Source organism: Ruegeria sp. HKCCSP346 (assembly GCF_017872595.1).
Classification (GTDB): domain Bacteria; phylum Pseudomonadota; class Alphaproteobacteria; order Rhodobacterales; family Rhodobacteraceae; genus Ruegeria.
The window spans coordinates 100086-115999 of sequence record NZ_JAEDOT010000007.1 but is presented as its reverse complement, the minus strand read 5'-3'; the positions used below and the strand labels follow the sequence as shown (position 1 = coordinate 115999).

Here is a 15914-nt window from a genome sequence, read left to right as displayed (position 1 = left end):
GTTGCCCGGTAACGCACAGAACTCATCTGGAGATCTCAAATGATTGGAATTGTTGGAATTGTTGTCATCTTCGTAATGGTCTTCGGCGGCTATCTCGCGGCAGGTGGCAAGATGACCATCATCATGAAATCTCTTCCCTTCGAAATGATGATGATCGGTGGTGCTGCCGTAGGAGCCTTTCTGATCAGCAATGACATGGGCGGCGTGAAACATACGATCAAAGACATGGGCAAGGTGTTCAAGGGCCCGAAATGGAAGCCCGAAGACTATCGTGACCTTCTGTGCCTTCTGTTTTCGTTAATCCGCATTGCCCGAGCCAACCCTGTTGAGGTCGAGCAGCATATTGAAGACCCCGAAAACTCCAGCTTGTTTTCCGCATACCCCAAGATCCAATCAGACAAGGAGGCCGTCGACCTGATTTGTGACACTATGCGGTCGGCGGCGATGAATTATGACGATCCGCATCAGGTTGAAGAGGTTCTGGAGAAGCGCATGGAGGCGAATTTTCATCACGCCATGCACTCAAGCCATGCACTTCAAACAGTGGCAGACGGCCTGCCCGCGCTGGGGATCGTTGCTGCGGTTCTGGGCGTGATCAAGACGATGGGATCAATCGATCAGCCGCCCGAAGTGCTGGGGAAGCTGATTGGGGGTGCCCTTGTGGGCACGTTCCTGGGCGTTTTTCTGGCCTATGGTCTGGTCGGCCCCTTCGCAGGCAAACTGAAAGCCGTGGTTGAAGAAGACAACCACTTTTATCAGCTGATCAAAGAAGTATTGGTGGCCAACCTGCACAACCACAATGCTGCCATGTGCATTGAGGTCGGACGCCAGAACACCCCAACCCATAACCGCCCTGGCTTTTCCGAGCTGGAAGACGCATTGAAAGAGCTCAAGCAGGCTGCAGCATGAAGCGCATCGGGTTTCTGATTGCGGTTTTGGTCACGGCTGCATCTGCCGTGACCGCACAGGGCGTGGTGGTGCGATCCGGTGAGCATGACGGATTCACACGTCTGGTTTTCGACGTGCCACCGGATACCCGCTGGGTGCTGGCGCAACGGAAGAACGGCGCCAGCCTTACAATTGCCCTGGACGACGTGACATTCAAGACCAGCTCGGTTTTTGGGCGTTTGACCACGAACCGACTGGCCTCATTGTCGCAGGAAAACCCCGGCAGCGCGTTGGAGCTGGAGTTCGGGTGCGACTGCGTGGCGTCGGCGTTTCTGTACAGAAACTCGATGATCGTATTGGACATCGCACCAGGGGAATTGTTGCCGCCGCTTCTTGAGAATGTACCGCCACCCTTGATCGGAAAAACGGCCAAAGGCAAACCGCCCTCGGTGGAGACAGGGTTGCACCTGCCGCTTCTCACCATGACTGAGCAGTGGATAAAAGACCAGCTGTCCACTCGTCTTCTGCAAGGGACCGATCGCAAGCTGCTGGACTTGGAGCTTGCTCCTGTCGGGCCACGCAACACCGCTCCGTCCGGTACACGCGTTGTGCCGCCCCAATTGAGTTCGAACCTACGTCTGACCACGGTTCTGGACGATTTGCAGAATGTTTTGAACGCAGAACTGCAACCAATTGACCAAAGACCGGCCTGCATCTCGACTGCTGAGCTGAATTTTGCGTCCTGGTCAGGGAACACGCCTTTTCCGGATCAGGTGTCAGCTCTCCGCTCTGGGCTGTACAAAGAGTTTGACAAACTTGACGGCGAAAAGGTCATGACCCTGGCCAGACTCTACGCCTCTTTCAGTTTCGGAGCCGAAGCGTTGAGTGTCTTGAGGCTGTTGGAGACGCCGCCAGCGGGCTTCGAACCCGTTGCGGCAATTGCGCGGGTTGTAGATAACCGGCCGCCGCTGCCCAGGAATCCATTCAACGACCTGCAACGATGTGACAGCGATGCCGCGCTTTGGGCTGTGTTGTCCGAAGGGGAACTGGCACCTGACGCAAACGTGGAAGCAATCGAACACGCGTATTCAAGACTGCCGGATCATCTTCGCCGCCAGCTGGGGCCGCGGTTATCAGGAATACTGGTGAGAGCACAACACCTGGAGGCTGCCCGCAGAATCCTTCGCTCGGTTGACCGGATTGAACCGGAAACGACATCCAGTGTCGCTCAGGCCAAAGCCAGCGTTGCCAAGGCGGAAGGAAACAGTGACCGTGAAGAAGAGTTGTTGACCGAGGTTATAACCTCTACCGACGCCGCCGCTGAATCTCCGCTGGCTTTGGCGCGCCTGGTGGAAAAACGTTGGTCTGAACGCAAAGCTGTTTCTTCTCAGGAGCTTGATCTGGCGGCATCTTATGCGGTCGAGCTCAGGCGATCGGAGCTGGGCCCGATGATGAACCGCACCTATGCGATCGCTCTGAGCCTGAGCCAGGAATTCGACCGTGCATTTGACGTGATCAAAGCGCAGCCACCCGGACCCGGTAGTGACGGCGCGATCAATCGGCATCTGCAATTGCTTGCTGAAAGATCGGATGACGCAACCTTTCTAAGCCAGACGATGGAGGTAATGCAGCCGGACATGCCGGTGGTGCTGACAACCGATACTGCAATTGCATTGGCAAGCCGCCTTGCTGATCTGGGCTTTGCTGAGCATACATTTGCGCTGGCGAACAGACCGGAAGATCAGTCGCGGCGCTCGGATCGGGCTCGGTTGCGGGCTCGGGCCGCTTTGCTGTCGGGGCGCCCTCATCAAGCCCTGTTAGAGCTGGCTGATGACAATTCCGAAGAGGCGATAGCCTTGCGCGCGCAGGCGAAGGTTTCAACAGAAGAATTTGCAGCTGCCGCCGATATGCTCCGAGATCTCGAACAAATCGAAGCGGCAAACCGGTATTTCTGGCTGGCCGGAGTATCGGATGAAAGGTTGGAACCTGCGGGCGGGAAATACGCGGCATTGAACCAAACGACCCAAGCTTTGTCTGACCTGCCGGAACGGTTGGCGGAAAAACCGCTGGCGGATGCGGAAAACCTGTTGAAGGACAGCCAGTCGGCCCGCCAGCGGATCGATGAGATGTTGAACGCAGTTGGGGTAAAATGACGTATATCGCGACTGTTCCGGCCGCACCCGGCAAAGTGAACGCTGGTCCCTAAACCGGTATACCCTGCGATGCGTTTCAACCGGTGGCAGCGTTGGGAGCCCGGCGCCGTTGCTTCAAAGCGGGTCCAATCAGAACGCCCGATCAGGCGGGGATGCAAACATGGCTCCAACTTCTTTCAAGGATGTTGTGTTCCAGACATGACACAGAAGAACAGGCCGCCGAATTTCAGGCCACGTTCCTCAACCAAAAAGGTCACGACGGCTGACCGCCCGTAAAGCAACCGGTGCCGTGGCATTTGCGGCATAAGCGTGAAAACGAGACGCCACATCAGAAATACGGCGGTAAAAGTTCTGCGCCTTCAATGAGTTCCGTGGTCAGAGAAATCGCGGACGTGTCTCCTCATCAAACCTGGCCAACCGGCTTGGGGTGGCAACGTCTTTGGACACAAATTCTGCAAGCCCGCCTTTTCCGACACGCTGACAGGCATCGGTATTGCCAGTACAGTATTGCCCGCCACTGGCTGGCGTTTCCTCAGCTCCCGGTGCCGGGCACCGGGAGCTGAGGCGTCAAAAACAGCGGACAACCGTCCTTGATTCAGTACGGAGCCTCAACATCATTCATCGAGACATAGACGGTTTTCATTTCCGAGAAGTGATTGATCGCCAGTTTCGAGTTCTCGCGCCCGACGCCGGACATCTTCGATCCACCAAACGGCGCTTCGACCGGGGCAAGGTTGTAGGTGTTGATATAGCAAGTGCCAGCTTCGAATCCGGCCACAATTCGATGCGCCCGGGTCAGATCATTGGTGAAGACACCTGCGGCCAGACCGAACTCAGTGTCATTGGCGCGGGCCATCACCTCTTCTTCAGTCTCGAAATCCAGCACCGACATGACGGGGCCAAAGATTTCCTCGCGCGCGATGGTCATGTTGTCCGTGACGTCAGCAAAAACCGTGGGCTGCACAAAATAGCCGTCTCTTTCGATCCGTTCACCGCCATAAACCAACCTTGCGCCTTCGGCTTTGCCCTTTTCGATATAGCCCAGGGCGATGTTCATCTGGTTCTCGCTGACCATCGGGCCAAAGCTGACGTCCTCGTCCATTGGATCGCCGATTTTCGCGTGATCCAGACGTTCTGACAGACGTTTCAGGAAGGCCTCTTTGATACCTTTCTGAACGAAGACGCGGGTGCCATTGGAACAAACCTGGCCCGAAGAGTAGAAGTTGCCCAGGATCGCACCTGAAACAGCGTTTTCGATGTCGGCATCGTCAAAGACGATCATCGGGGATTTGCCGCCAAGTTCCATGGTCACATGCTTCATGCCGTCCGCCGCAGCAGCATAGACTTTGCGGCCTGTCGGCACAGAACCTGTCAAAGAGACCTTTGCCACGCGCGGATCGGTGACCAGCGAAGCACCGACATCGCCGTAACCCTGGATCACGTTGTAGACACCTTTGGGCGCGCCGGCCTCGACAAGAATTTCGGCCACTTTCAATGCCGAAAGGGGCGTGGTTTCCGAAGGTTTGAATACCATCGTGTTGCCGCAGGCCAGTGCAGGTGCACCTTTCCAGCAGGCGATCTGCGTGGGGTAATTCCAGGCGCCGATCCCGACGCAAACGCCCAGCGCCTCGCGGATGGTATAGACAAAATCCCCCCCGCCCAGCGGAATATGCTCGCCAGTCAGAGAGGCGGCCAATCCACCAAAATACTCCAGCGCATCGGCCCCCGAGGTGGCATCGGCCACTGTGGTTTCCTGAATCGGCTTGCCGGTATCATGGGTTTCCAGAACGGACAGGTCGTAATTGCGTTCGCGCATAATATCAGAGGCGCGGCGCAGGATGCGGCCACGTTCCGTCCCGGACAGGGCCGCCCATGCTGCCTGAGCGTTTTTTGCGCTGTTTAGAGCCTGTTCCACGATCGCCGGCGTCGCCGAATGCAAACGTGCAATCACTTCGCCTGTAGCGGGATAGATCACTTCGATGGCTGCGCCGTTTGTATCTTCGATATATTCGCCATCAATGAAATGGCTGGCCCGGGGCTGAAACTTCATACCGTGTCCTTTTCTTTCGCACCCGTCAGGACGGGACAAATGGTCAGTCGAAAATCGGCCTATCGGTTATTGATTGACCAGTCAATAAAATCATCGAAGGGGTGGCTTCACGCCTGCCAAACCCCGCAAACCTTGAAATTTTTGGTTAATGTTCTATTTATGTTCTACATAGTCAGAGGACAAACCGATGACCCAGCAAACACGCCCCACAGCCCTGAACGGGCCGAACAACGACTATCACTTGCTTCCGGTCACCGATCGGCAGATGCGGTATGCGCGAGCGATTGCCGAGAAGTCAGCCCTTGAGATTCCGGTTGAGGCACAGCGTGACCGGCGGCTTTTATCTGACTGGATTTCAGCCCACAAACCACGCGGGACCTCGCAGTTCGACAATTACCCGACGGGAAAACAAGTCGCGTTTGCCGAGCGGATTTCACGCAGCAAGCGTCGCCCGATCCCATCCGAGTGTTTCCGCGACAAGAAAATGATGTCGCGCTGGATCGATCACAACAAGTAGCCCCGAATTAGGGTCTATCCGGATTGTGGTTGCGGGCATAAAGCGAAACTGCTGCGGCAACAAACATACCCAGTAGGATATAGCCTGTTACGGCCTCGGACACGGCGAGCCCACGGCACATACCGGTCGGGGACATGTCGCCATATCCGACTGTGGTAAAGGTAACATAGGAAAAATACAGGATATCCCCCGGACCCTGCGCACCAATGACACAGTGGTCGTTATACCCAAAGGCCCCGTAAACTGCGGCGAACAGGAATGGAACAACCTGTATGAACGAAACACCCATCAGAAACAAAAGCCTGCGGGGCGATTTCACCTGTGTCATGTAATACCAGGACTGTGACACCAGCCAGATCAACAACCCGATCGAGGCGACTGTGCCAATCGTATCGCCTGCAGCCGCCTCGCTCAGGCGGGACAGGCCATACCAGGCCAGGAAGCTAGCAAGAACCAGCCCCAGTGCCGCAATCAGGGTCGATTTCCATTCGTCCAATGTCGTGGGTTTGCGGTGCATGAACGCCCCTTCAATCCGGTCTTCGGGCAATCATCCGACCTAAAGGCATCGCCCGCAACCCGAATTCATTCCTGCCGCAGATGCGCCTCACCCCGTTCCCGCGCCAGCAGGATCTGCTTTTGCCGCTCGCGAAAGCGCATTTTGTCAGCATCGGACGTCTCATCGATGCATTGATGGCATGAAACGCCGTGCTCGTATTCCGGGCGCTTCATATCCTCGGGCAGGATAGGACGCCGGCAGCCATGACAAAGCTTGTGCGGCCCTTCAACAAGCCCGTGGCCAACCGAAACGCGATTGTCGAACACAAAGCATTCACCCTGCCAGGAACTGTCTTCGGCTGGGATTTCCTCCAGATACCGCAGGATACCGCCTTTGAGGTGATAGACATCTTCGACCCCCTGCCCCAACAAGTAGTTGGTGGATTTCTCGCAACGGATGCCGCCCGTGCAGAACATGGCGACCCGCTTGTTGTGAAAGCGGTCCTTGTTCTGTTCCCACCATTCCGGGAAATCGCGGAAACTGGCTGTTTCAGGGTCTATAGCGCCTTCAAACGTCCCGATTGCCACTTCGTAGTCGTTTCGCGTGTCGATCAGCACCACATCGTCAGAACGGATCAGGTCATTCCACTCCTGCGGGTCGACATAGTTGCCGACACGGGCGCGAGGGTCCACGTCGGGCTGGCCCATGGTCACGATCTCTTTCTTCAGCCGCACCTTCATCTTGCCGAAAGGCGGGTGGTCCGAGGTCGCTTCTTTCCACTCCATATCAGCGCAACCGGGCAAGGATCGGACATGTGACAGCACAGCGTCGATTCCGGCCCGCGGACCAGCGATCGTGCCGTTGATCCCTTCCTGGGCAAGCAGCAGCGTACCTGTGACAGACTGCGCGCGGCACAGGTCCAGCAAGGGGTCGCGCAACGCGGCCGGGTCCGCGAAACGTGTAAAGTGATAGAGGGCAGCGATTGTGTACATACGCGCGATCTACCTTTGCAGACCCAGAGTCGCAAGGGATTGCATTGACGCCCCGCGCGCCGCCGCCTACCGATAGAGCGGTAAAAGGAGGCCGCCATGACCCATGCCTTGCTCGTGATCGATGTCCAGAACGACTTCTGCCCAGGCGGGGCACTGGCCGTGGCAGAAGGGGACGAGATCGTCGCACCGATAAACGCCATGATGGATGAATTCGATGCCGTGATCCTGACTCAGGACTGGCATCCGACGGGACATTCTTCGTTTGCCAGTTCCCACGATGGCAAAAACCCGTTCGTCCTGGTCGACATGCCCTATGGCCCACAGGTTCTGTGGCCCGACCACTGCGTGCAGGGCACGCGCGGCGCCGGTTTTCATCCCGACTTGCGCACGGATGGCGACCTGATCCTTCGCAAAGGATTCCGCAGTACCATCGACAGCTATTCCGCATTCTTCGAGAATGACCACCAGACACCGACAGGCCTGAAAGGCTATTTGGATACACGCGGTATCGACCGTTTGACCCTTGTGGGATTGGCCACCGATTACTGCGTGCGTTATTCCGCGGTAGATGCCGCCAGGTTGGGTTTCGATGTCACGGTCCGCATGGGCGCGTGCCGCGCGATTGATATGGACGGTTCGCTGGCAGCCGCCGAGCAGGCGATGCGAGATGCCGGAGTCGTATTGACCTAAGGTGTGGCCCCTGCGGCGGCCAGAAGCTTGATCATCACGAACAGAACAACCGCCAGACCCAGCGCAAACCCAATGCGCCCTGGTATCGTGCGACGTTCCGGGTTGGTCCGGTCTGAAGGAGGTGACGGAACGCGCATCGGCCGGCTGCGCACGATCCCAGCCATGGGTTGCGCGGTTCGCACATAATGCAGGAAATCCCAAAGGTTGAAATCGCCGCAATATTCACCCTGAATTCCACGCGTCCTGATGTTGTCAAACAGCGACCGCAGAATTCGCACCCGATCCGCATGATCCTCGGCCGGAAATACACCCGGCACGATGCCACTGTTGCGCGACTCGAGGCTGAACCCGGCATCCATGAAAATCTTGCGGATTTTCGGCGATGTTCCACGCAACGCGTCCGCGGCTCTGATATCGCGGAACACCGCACATACCTGGCGTTCCGTATCAGAGGCAGACCCCAGCTTTTCGGGGTCCAGATCTTCCAGCGCTACGTTAACAATATCAAAATCGTACTCGATACCCATTTACAAACTCAGTTTCGACTTTCCATCCCCTCTTCTCACTAACCGGTAAAAACAATGCACAATATGCCGGTATTGTGACGTCAAACTGGCATTGTCACCAAATCAGTGACTCTTGCCATTTCCAGAGTCGATTGATCTAACTACGGAAATCGCAGGAGTTCCCCATGGTCGACATCGCGACCCGCGTCTACAATCACAAATGGAAGATTGACCCAATTGTACGGTCTTTGATCGATACTGATTTCTACAAACTGCTGATGTGCCAGTCAGTGTTTCGAAACAAGCCCCAAACAGATGTCGTATTTTCGTTGATCAACCGGTCGAATCACGTTCCCCTGGCGCGTTTGATCGATGAAGGCGAGCTGCGGGAACAGCTGGATCACATCCGCTCTCTCAGCCTCAGCCGTGGGGAAAGCACCTGGCTGCGCGGCAATATGTTCTACGGAAAACGGCAGATGTTCCGCTCGGACTTCATGGAGTGGTTCGAGAATTTGCGCCTGCCGCCCTATCATCTTGAACGCAAAGGCGACCAATATGAACTGACCTTTGAAGGCAAGTGGCACGAGGTCATGCTGTGGGAAATTCCCGCGCTGGCGGTGTTGATGGAGCTGCGCTCGCGCGCGGTGCTGAACGATATGCGCCGGTTCGAATTGCAGGTGCTTTACGCCCGCGCGATGACCCGGGTTTGGGAAAAGATCGAAAAGTTGAGCTCGATAAACGGGCTTGGGATCGCGGATTTCGGCACCAGACGGCGGCATTCCTTCCTGTGGCAGGATTGGTGCGTGCAGGCGATGATCGAAGGGCTGGGCGCATCCTTTACCGGCACTTCGAACTGCCTGATCGCCATGCGACGCGAGGTCGAGGCCATCGGCACCAATGCGCATGAACTGCCCATGGTCTATTCCGCGCTGGCCGATACGGATGAAGCGTTGGCGCAGGCGCCTTATGACGTGCTCAGCGACTGGCATGACGAGCATGACGGCAACCTGCGCATCATCCTTCCCGACACCTATGGCACCAAGGGGTTTCTGGACAATGCTCCTGACTGGCTGGCGGGATGGACCGGCATTCGCATCGACAGCGGAGACCCGGCAGCGGCGGCCGAGATCGCAATTGACTGGTGGAATGCACGCGGCGAAGACCCGACAGGGAAACGGATCATTTTCTCTGACGGTCTGGATGTCGAGAAAATTCAGGAATTGCACGCCCAGTTCGCGGGCCGCGCCAATATTTCCTTCGGCTGGGGAACTTTGCTGACCAACGATTTTCGTGGGCTTGTTCCCAATGACGCGCTGGCGCCGTTCTCATTGGTCTGCAAAGCGGTATCCGCCAATGGCCGCCCGACGGTGAAACTGTCGGACAACCCGGAAAAGGCGATGGGTCCGAAAGACCAAATCGAACGCTACAAGCGGGTGTTTGGGGTCGGAGAGCAAAAGGCGATCGAGGTGATCGTCTGAACCACGGCGGCGCATTCATCATTTATCGGCAACTCACCTGATGCTATTTTGGAAGGCATTCCCATTGAGCATTAAGGTTGAGATACAATGATTTTTGAACCAAGGAACTTCAACGAAACCGGCGGATCCCGGGATGAGCTTTCACTTTTTTCCTACGCCGCATACCTGATATCCCGCGCGCAGTTTCTGCAAGCCGAAGGCAATGACAGCGACTTTTTACTGTTGGGCCGCGATTGGGAAGAAACCGACGATGCCGTTCTGTCCAAACAGCTTGTCATGCTCGGATTCCGGCCAATTGACGACCGCCAAATATCCGCCCACGAATACATGCGTTTCTTTGATGGCCCCGGCGACCTGAGGCCCTTCGACCTGTTTTCTTTGCCGGAGCCTGAGGGGTATTACCAACGTTTGTTCGAGGCGATCATAGCAGCAGAAGAACAGCCGAACGTCGAATACATCGACGCTGCTTTGAAGCTTGGACTTGCGGCCCCTGATTCAATTGTCGCTCTTGCCGCACTGAGTTCGTGCCTCAAACTGTATTCGCCAGAATCCTTTCCGCCACGTCTTTGGCTTGGTGTGTTTTCGGCACGTTGGACGCAATTGGATCCGCTCTCGCAAGATTTGCTTACTGTGTTGTCGTCCGCTCTGATTTCAGACCCGCCCGCTTCACAGGTTCCACCGGCGCCCGCACAACAATTAGCCGGTGTCCCGGGGTTGCTTCTTGTTCATGGCACTCACTTCGAAGTCAATCCTGACCCCACATGGTACTATCCCCATGTCGGAGATTTGCACAATTACATCAAGCCGCATCGCAACGACATCTATTCAGGGCAGAACTACTATGAATGGGAGGGCCGGTGGTCCGACCGCGGCCGACATATTGCTGCCAAACACTTGAAAAACTGGATAGACCTTGAGGCTTATCACGGCTGCGATGTGGTTGCCCACAGCCACGGCTGCAATGTCGTCATGAAAGCCGCCGAGATGGGGGCGCATTTCAACAAGGTCGTTTTCTTGAGCTGCCCGGTACACTGGCACAAGTACAACCTGAATTCTGGCCGGATCAATGTGCCGTATTCAGTTCGGGTCTGGTTTGACTTCGTGATCCTGGCAGACGGCGGCAGACAAAAGTTCCCCGCCAGTGCCAACGTTTCCGACGAGGTGGTCGGAGGTTGGTTCAGTGGGCATTCTGCCACGCGGACATCACAGATTTGGGGCAATCATACATTGGAAGCAAAGCTGATCTGAATTGCCTGGGTAAAAGCTATCCGTGAAACGCGGCAACTGTCTTTAACTGTGAAAAGCCGTACAAAGCTTCGAACCCTTTTTCGCGGCCATGGCCGGATTTTCCCACACCGCCAAACGGCAGTTCAACACCACCGCCTGCACCGTAGTTGTTGATGAAAACCTGACCGGAGTGCAGCGCTTTCGCCAACCGCATCTGCCGCGCGCCATCCCGCGTCCAGACGCTGGCGACCAGGCCGTAATCCGTACTATTCGCTATATGCAGAGCCTGTTCTTCGGTGTCGAACGGGATCAGAACCTGAACCGGGCCGAAAATTTCGTCCTGTGCCAAGTGATGATCTGGCGGCACGTCCGCGAACAAAGTGGGCCGGACATAGGCTCCGGCCTCTGGCGCGTCTTCGACAATCTGTCCCTGCGCAGCGATCGTCAGGTCCGTGGCGGTTTTCAGAAAGCCCCTGACAATCTGTCTCTGCCGGTCCGAGATCAACGGCCCAACCCGCAGATCCTGCATCGCCGGGCCGACGGTCAGTTCTTCATAGGCCTGGGACATGCGCGATCTGACCTGTTCATACACGCCACGCTGCACCAGGATCCGGGACGAGGCCGAACAGGTCTGGCCCGCATTTTGGATCCCCGCATTCACCAGAAACGGCAGCGCCGCATCCAGATCGGCATCGTCAAAAACCAATTGCGGGGATTTCCCGCCCAGTTCCAGCGTCACGGGCACCACGTTGCGTCCCGCCGCCTGCTGCACAAGGGCCCCTGTGGCAACAGAACCAGTGAACGAGATGTGGTTTACACCCGAATGTCCGGACAGCGCCGCACCCGCCTCGGCCCCCAGACCGGGCACTACATTCAAAGCACCGGCCGGCAGCCCGGCCTGTTGCGCAAGATGGGCAAAGGCCAACGCGGTCAAACAGGCCTCTTCCGCAGGTTTCAGAACACAGGCGTTGCCCATGGCCAACGCCGCCCCGACCGAACGTCCGATAATCTGCATCGGATAGTTCCAGGGCACGATATGGCCCGTCACCCCATGCGGTTCGCGCAGGGTATAGACGGTGTAGCCATCGAGATAGGGAATGGTCTCACCCATCACCTTGTCGGCCGCGCCGCCGTAGAACTCGCAATAGCGCGCCAGGGCGACTGCGTCTGCCCGGGCCTGCGTCAGCGGTTTGCCGACATCCTTCGCCTCAAGCCGCGCCAGATCGTCCACCCGTTCCAGCACCAGCTGGCCCAGCCGGGTCAGGATGCGGCCGCGTTCCAACGCCGTCTTTCGCCCCCAATCACCATTCAACGCAGACCGGGCGGCTTGTACCGCCGCGTCGATATCCGCCTCGGACCCTCGGGCGATCCGGCAGATCTCGGTCCCGTCCGAAGGGTTGATCAAGGGCAGGCTGTCGCCCGCGGCCGCCCGGATCCAGCGCCCGCCGATCAGGCACAAGGTGGGATCAAACCAAATCTTCTGGGTCATTTTGGGCCTCCAATCAGGCTCTAACAAGGAACTCTACGCCGTCAGCGGCCTTATCTCGGGCAACCGGGGCGCGGCGGCAATCAGGGTTTGCGTATAGGGATGTTGCGGGTTTTCGAACACCTGCTTGGTCTGACCCTGTTCGACGATCCGCCCGGACTGCATCACAAGCACACGGTCGGTGATCGTGCGGACAACGCTCAGGTCATGGCTGATGAACAGATAGGTCAGGTCATAGGCGTCGCACAGTTCAGCGAGCAGATCGAGGATCTGAGCACGGACCGAAACGTCAAGCGCCGAAACCGCCTCGTCGAACAGGATCAGATCGGGCCGGATGATCAGGGCGCGTGCAATGGCGATCCGTTGTCGTTGCCCGCCCGAGAATTCGTGGATGTATTTGCCCGCATCATCAGGGCCGAGGCCCACTGCCGTCAGAATTTCCGAAATCCGGTCCTGGCGTTCTGAATCCTTTGGTGGCGTTTCCAACAGGTGAAAGGGTTCAGTAATCAGGCGCGCGACACGGTGGCGGGGATTGAAGCTGCCATATGGGTCCTGAAACACGACCTGCATCCTCCGACGCACGGCAAGGTTGGGCCTGTGGCCGGTGAAAACCGGCTGACCATCCAACCGGATTTGACCGGATTGAACCTCCTCCAATCCCAAAATTGCCCGTGTCAGGGTCGATTTTCCACATCCGGATTCCCCGACCAGCCCCAACCGCTCGCCTCGGTTGAGGCAGAAGCTGACACCATCCACTGCCAGGTGATGCCGCGGCGCGTCCAACAGGCCCTTTCGGGGCAATCGGTAGTCCCGAACAACCTGGGTTACCTCCAGCAACGTTTGCGGTTGCGCGGGTTCCGGCAAAGTGACCTGATGGCCAGACGCCTCGAACAGCATTCGGGTATAAGGGTGTTGCATGTGACTCAGCAGGTGCTGTGTGGCCCCGCTTTCAACCACTTCTCCGTGGCGCATGACGATGATCTGGTCGGCCATATCAGAGACAACGGCCAGATCATGGGTGATCATCAGCAGCCCCATGTCGTATTCGCGCACCAGCCCCTTGAGAAGGTCGAGAATCTGCGCCTGTGTCGTGACGTCCAGCGCTGTCGTCGGCTCGTCCGCGATCAACAGCCTGGGGCGCAGAGCGATGGCCATGGCAATGACCACGCGTTGCCGTTGCCCGCCGGACAGTTCGTGCGGATAGCGGGAAAGGGGGAACCGATCAGGTGGCAGGCCAACGCGGGTCAGCACCTCTTTGGCGCGGATCCGGGCCTGAGCAGGAGGCATCGCCTTGTGGATCAGGATCGTCTCCATCACCTGATCGCCGACGGTTCTTACCGGATTGAGCGCTGTCATCGGTTCCTGAAATACCATCCCCACGGACGCGCCGCGCAAGGCGCACAAATCGGGCTCTGACCGTGTCAACAGATCCTGACCGTCCAGCCAGATCGCACCTTCCGTGCTGGCCCCATGCGGCAGCAGTTGCATCACCGCCAATGCGGTCATCGATTTGCCCGAGCCGCTTTCACCCGTCAGCGCCACGATCTGGCCGGGGTCGATCGACAAGTTGACCTGTTTCAGGATTGGCATCCCGTGGATCGTCAGCGACAGGTTTTCAATCTGCAACAAACTCATGCCCGCGCCACCCTGATCCGGGGATCCAGCCAGTCCCGCATTCCGTCGCCCAACAGGTTCAGACCCAGCACCGTGACGATGATCGACAGACCCGGAATCAGAGCCAAATGCGGGGCAAAACTGACCATCGTCTGTGCGTCTGCCAGCATCCGGCCCCAGCTGGGCGTCGGAGGTTGAGCGCCCAGACCGACATATGACAGGCCCGCTTCGGCCAGAATGCCAAGGCTGAACTGGATGGTCCCCTGCACGATCAGCAGATTGGCCACGTTGGGCAGAATATGCTCAGCTGATATCCGCGCGGCCCCTTTGCCCGACACACGGGCGGCGAGGATGAACTCTCTCTCCCAAAGCGACAAAGCAGCCCCGCGGGTGATACGGGCAAAGACGGGGATGTTGAAAATACCGATCGCAACAATGGCGTTGATCGCTCCGGCGCCATAGACGGCCGTGATCAGGATGGCGATCACCAGCGAAGGGAAAGCGAAGACCAGATCGTTGCCACGCATGATGACCTCATCCAGCCATGAGCCTTTGCGCGCGGCCGCTGCCAGGCCAAGAGGAACGCCGATTGCCATGCCGATGCCGACGGCCACCAACGCCACCGCAATCGACGTACGCGCACCGACCATGATCATCGAGAACATGTCGCGGCCGAAATGATCGGTTCCAAACCAATGCTGCCCGTTTGGTGGCTGCAATTTATTGGGAATGTCCAGCGCGGCATGGTCGTAAGGGGTCCAGATGAACGAGACCAACGCGGCCAGAACCACCAGCGACGACAACAAGGCCCCAAGGATCAGGTTCCGGTTCATGTCCTGCTCCTCAGTCGTGGGTCCACGGCCGCATAAGCAAGATCGACAAGGAAATTGACCGTTATCACAGCAAAGACCAGCAGCATCACGACCGATTCCACGACGATGAGGTCTCGGGCAGAAATGGCCTGAAACACCAGCCGCCCGAGGCCCGGCAGATAGAACACCTGTTCGATGATGATCGACCCCGCCAGCAGAAAGGAAAACTGCAAGCCGATGATGGTCAGAACCGGAATCAGCGCATTTCGCACCCCATGCCGCCAAAGGGCCTGACGACGGGACAGGCCCTTGGCCCGAGCCGTGCGCATGAAATCCTCACCCAGAATGTCCAGCAAGGCCGACCGCATGACCCGCGCCAGAATCGCCGCCTGTGGCAAGGCAAGAGCCACGGCAGGCAGGGTCAGGGAATGCAGGCCGCCCCACAAACCGTCGTTCCAACCGACAAACCCGCCTGCATTGAACCAGCGCAGATTGATGGCGAAGATCAGCACAAGCATCATCGCGAACCAGAAGTTCGGGACTGCGATGCCAAGCTGCGTCGCCCCCATCACTGCAAGGTCCCCCGGTTTGCCCCGACGCGCAGCGGCATAGATTCCGGCGGGAAAGGCGATCAATGTGGACAGCGTCAGCGCGTAAAGCGCCAGGGGTAACGACACCCACAGCCGGTCAGCGATCATCTGCGACACTGGTGTGCGATAGGTGTATGACGTGCCGAAATCGCCCACCAGCATGCCGCCAACCCAGTGGAAATAGCGCTGTATCTTTGACCCATCCAGGCCCAGCTCGGCCCGCAGCGCCGCCAGCGTGTCCTCCTGCGCATTGACGCCCAGCATGAACGATGCCGGATCACCTGGGGCAACCTCGATCACGGCGAAGATGACCACCGAGGCGACGGCCAGGCTGACAAGCAAGGAAATCAGTCGTTTGAGGACGTAGCGGAGCATTGGCACCACGTTAGAGTCACATCAGGCACGGGTCCAGCGT

14 protein-coding genes are annotated in these 15914 nt (G+C 57.7%); 6 read left to right on the top strand and 8 right to left on the bottom strand.

All coding sequences use genetic code 11. The annotated features are described in order from the left end of the window. Positions 1 to 39: 39 nt before the first annotated feature. Together motA and I9185_RS16955 are read left to right on the top strand one after the other, a co-directional pair. Positions 40 to 909: a flagellar motor stator protein MotA gene (gene motA, locus I9185_RS16960; RefSeq protein ID WP_171637362.1), complete on the top strand. Its 870-nt coding sequence runs from the start codon at positions 40 to 42 to the stop codon at positions 907 to 909. Next, positions 906 to 3041, top strand: a complete 2136-nt coding sequence (locus I9185_RS16955; RefSeq protein ID WP_210093648.1) for a hypothetical protein — start codon at positions 906 to 908, stop codon at positions 3039 to 3041. The genes motA and I9185_RS16955 overlap by 4 nt, the downstream gene beginning before the upstream one ends. A gap of 595 nt (positions 3042 to 3636) precedes the next feature. On the opposite strand, the gene betB is transcribed toward I9185_RS16955, so the two are convergent. Continuing rightward, positions 3637 to 5091 carry a betaine-aldehyde dehydrogenase gene (betB, locus tag I9185_RS16950; RefSeq protein WP_210093647.1) on the bottom strand — a complete coding sequence of 485 codons (1455 nt, stop codon included), beginning with the start codon at positions 5089 to 5091 and terminating at the stop codon, positions 3637 to 3639. Between the two features lie 187 nt (positions 5092 to 5278). Here betB and I9185_RS16945 point away from each other — a divergent pair, with 187 nt between their 5' ends. Beyond that, positions 5279 to 5608, top strand: a complete 330-nt coding sequence (locus I9185_RS16945) for a hypothetical protein (RefSeq protein ID WP_152459432.1) — start codon at positions 5279 to 5281, stop codon at positions 5606 to 5608. Between the two features lie 7 nt (positions 5609 to 5615). Here the strand turns inward: I9185_RS16945 and I9185_RS16940 are convergent, their stop codons facing one another. Both I9185_RS16940 and I9185_RS16935 read right to left on the bottom strand, forming a co-directional pair. Then, on the bottom strand, positions 5616 to 6125 hold the full coding sequence (locus I9185_RS16940) for a potassium channel family protein (protein ID WP_171637370.1): 510 nt from the start codon (positions 6123 to 6125) through the stop codon (positions 5616 to 5618). 65 nt (positions 6126 to 6190) lie between these two features. Then, positions 6191 to 7096, bottom strand: coding sequence for a rhodanese-related sulfurtransferase (locus I9185_RS16935; RefSeq protein WP_171637372.1), 906 nt, complete (start codon positions 7094 to 7096; stop codon positions 6191 to 6193). A 96-nt stretch (positions 7097 to 7192) separates the two neighbouring features. Between I9185_RS16935 and pncA the strand changes: the two genes are divergently transcribed. Beyond that, positions 7193 to 7786 (top strand): bifunctional nicotinamidase/pyrazinamidase, encoded by a 594-nt coding sequence (pncA, locus tag I9185_RS16930; RefSeq protein WP_210093646.1) that lies wholly within the window; start codon positions 7193 to 7195, stop codon positions 7784 to 7786. On the opposite strand, the gene I9185_RS16925 is transcribed toward pncA, so the two are convergent. Next, on the bottom strand, positions 7783 to 8313 hold the full coding sequence (locus I9185_RS16925) for a hypothetical protein (protein ID WP_171637376.1): 531 nt from the start codon (positions 8311 to 8313) through the stop codon (positions 7783 to 7785). The two genes, pncA and I9185_RS16925, sit on opposite strands and share 4 nt — an antisense overlap. A gap of 164 nt (positions 8314 to 8477) precedes the next feature. Here I9185_RS16925 and pncB point away from each other — a divergent pair, with 164 nt between their 5' ends. Further along, the gene (pncB, locus tag I9185_RS16920; protein WP_209835191.1) at positions 8478 to 9770 is read left to right on the top strand and encodes a nicotinate phosphoribosyltransferase; all 1293 of its coding nucleotides are present in this window, start codon (positions 8478 to 8480) and stop codon (positions 9768 to 9770) included. Between the two features lie 87 nt (positions 9771 to 9857). Beyond that, on the top strand, positions 9858 to 11018 hold the full coding sequence (locus tag I9185_RS16915; RefSeq protein WP_209835190.1) for a hypothetical protein: 1161 nt from the start codon (positions 9858 to 9860) through the stop codon (positions 11016 to 11018). 16 nt (positions 11019 to 11034) lie between these two features. Here the strand turns inward: I9185_RS16915 and I9185_RS16910 are convergent, their stop codons facing one another. Genes I9185_RS16910 through I9185_RS16895 form a run of 4 tightly spaced genes read right to left on the bottom strand, consistent with a single transcriptional unit; the run spans position 11035 to position 15874 of the window. After that, entirely contained in the window at positions 11035 to 12486 is a 1452-nt protein-coding gene (locus I9185_RS16910; protein ID WP_210093645.1) for an aldehyde dehydrogenase family protein, read from the bottom strand. Positions 12487 to 12519: 33 nt separating this feature from the next. Continuing rightward, complete coding sequence (locus I9185_RS16905) at positions 12520 to 14118, bottom strand: dipeptide ABC transporter ATP-binding protein (RefSeq protein WP_210093644.1); 1599 nt, start codon at positions 14116 to 14118, stop codon at positions 12520 to 12522. Then, positions 14115 to 14930, bottom strand: a complete 816-nt coding sequence (locus I9185_RS16900; protein ID WP_171206687.1) for an ABC transporter permease — start codon at positions 14928 to 14930, stop codon at positions 14115 to 14117. Before I9185_RS16900 ends, I9185_RS16905 begins: the two co-directional genes overlap by 4 nt. Then, on the bottom strand, positions 14927 to 15874 hold the full coding sequence (locus tag I9185_RS16895) for an ABC transporter permease (protein ID WP_210093643.1): 948 nt from the start codon (positions 15872 to 15874) through the stop codon (positions 14927 to 14929). The genes I9185_RS16900 and I9185_RS16895 overlap by 4 nt, the downstream gene beginning before the upstream one ends. Between the last annotated feature and the right edge of the window lie 40 nt (positions 15875 to 15914).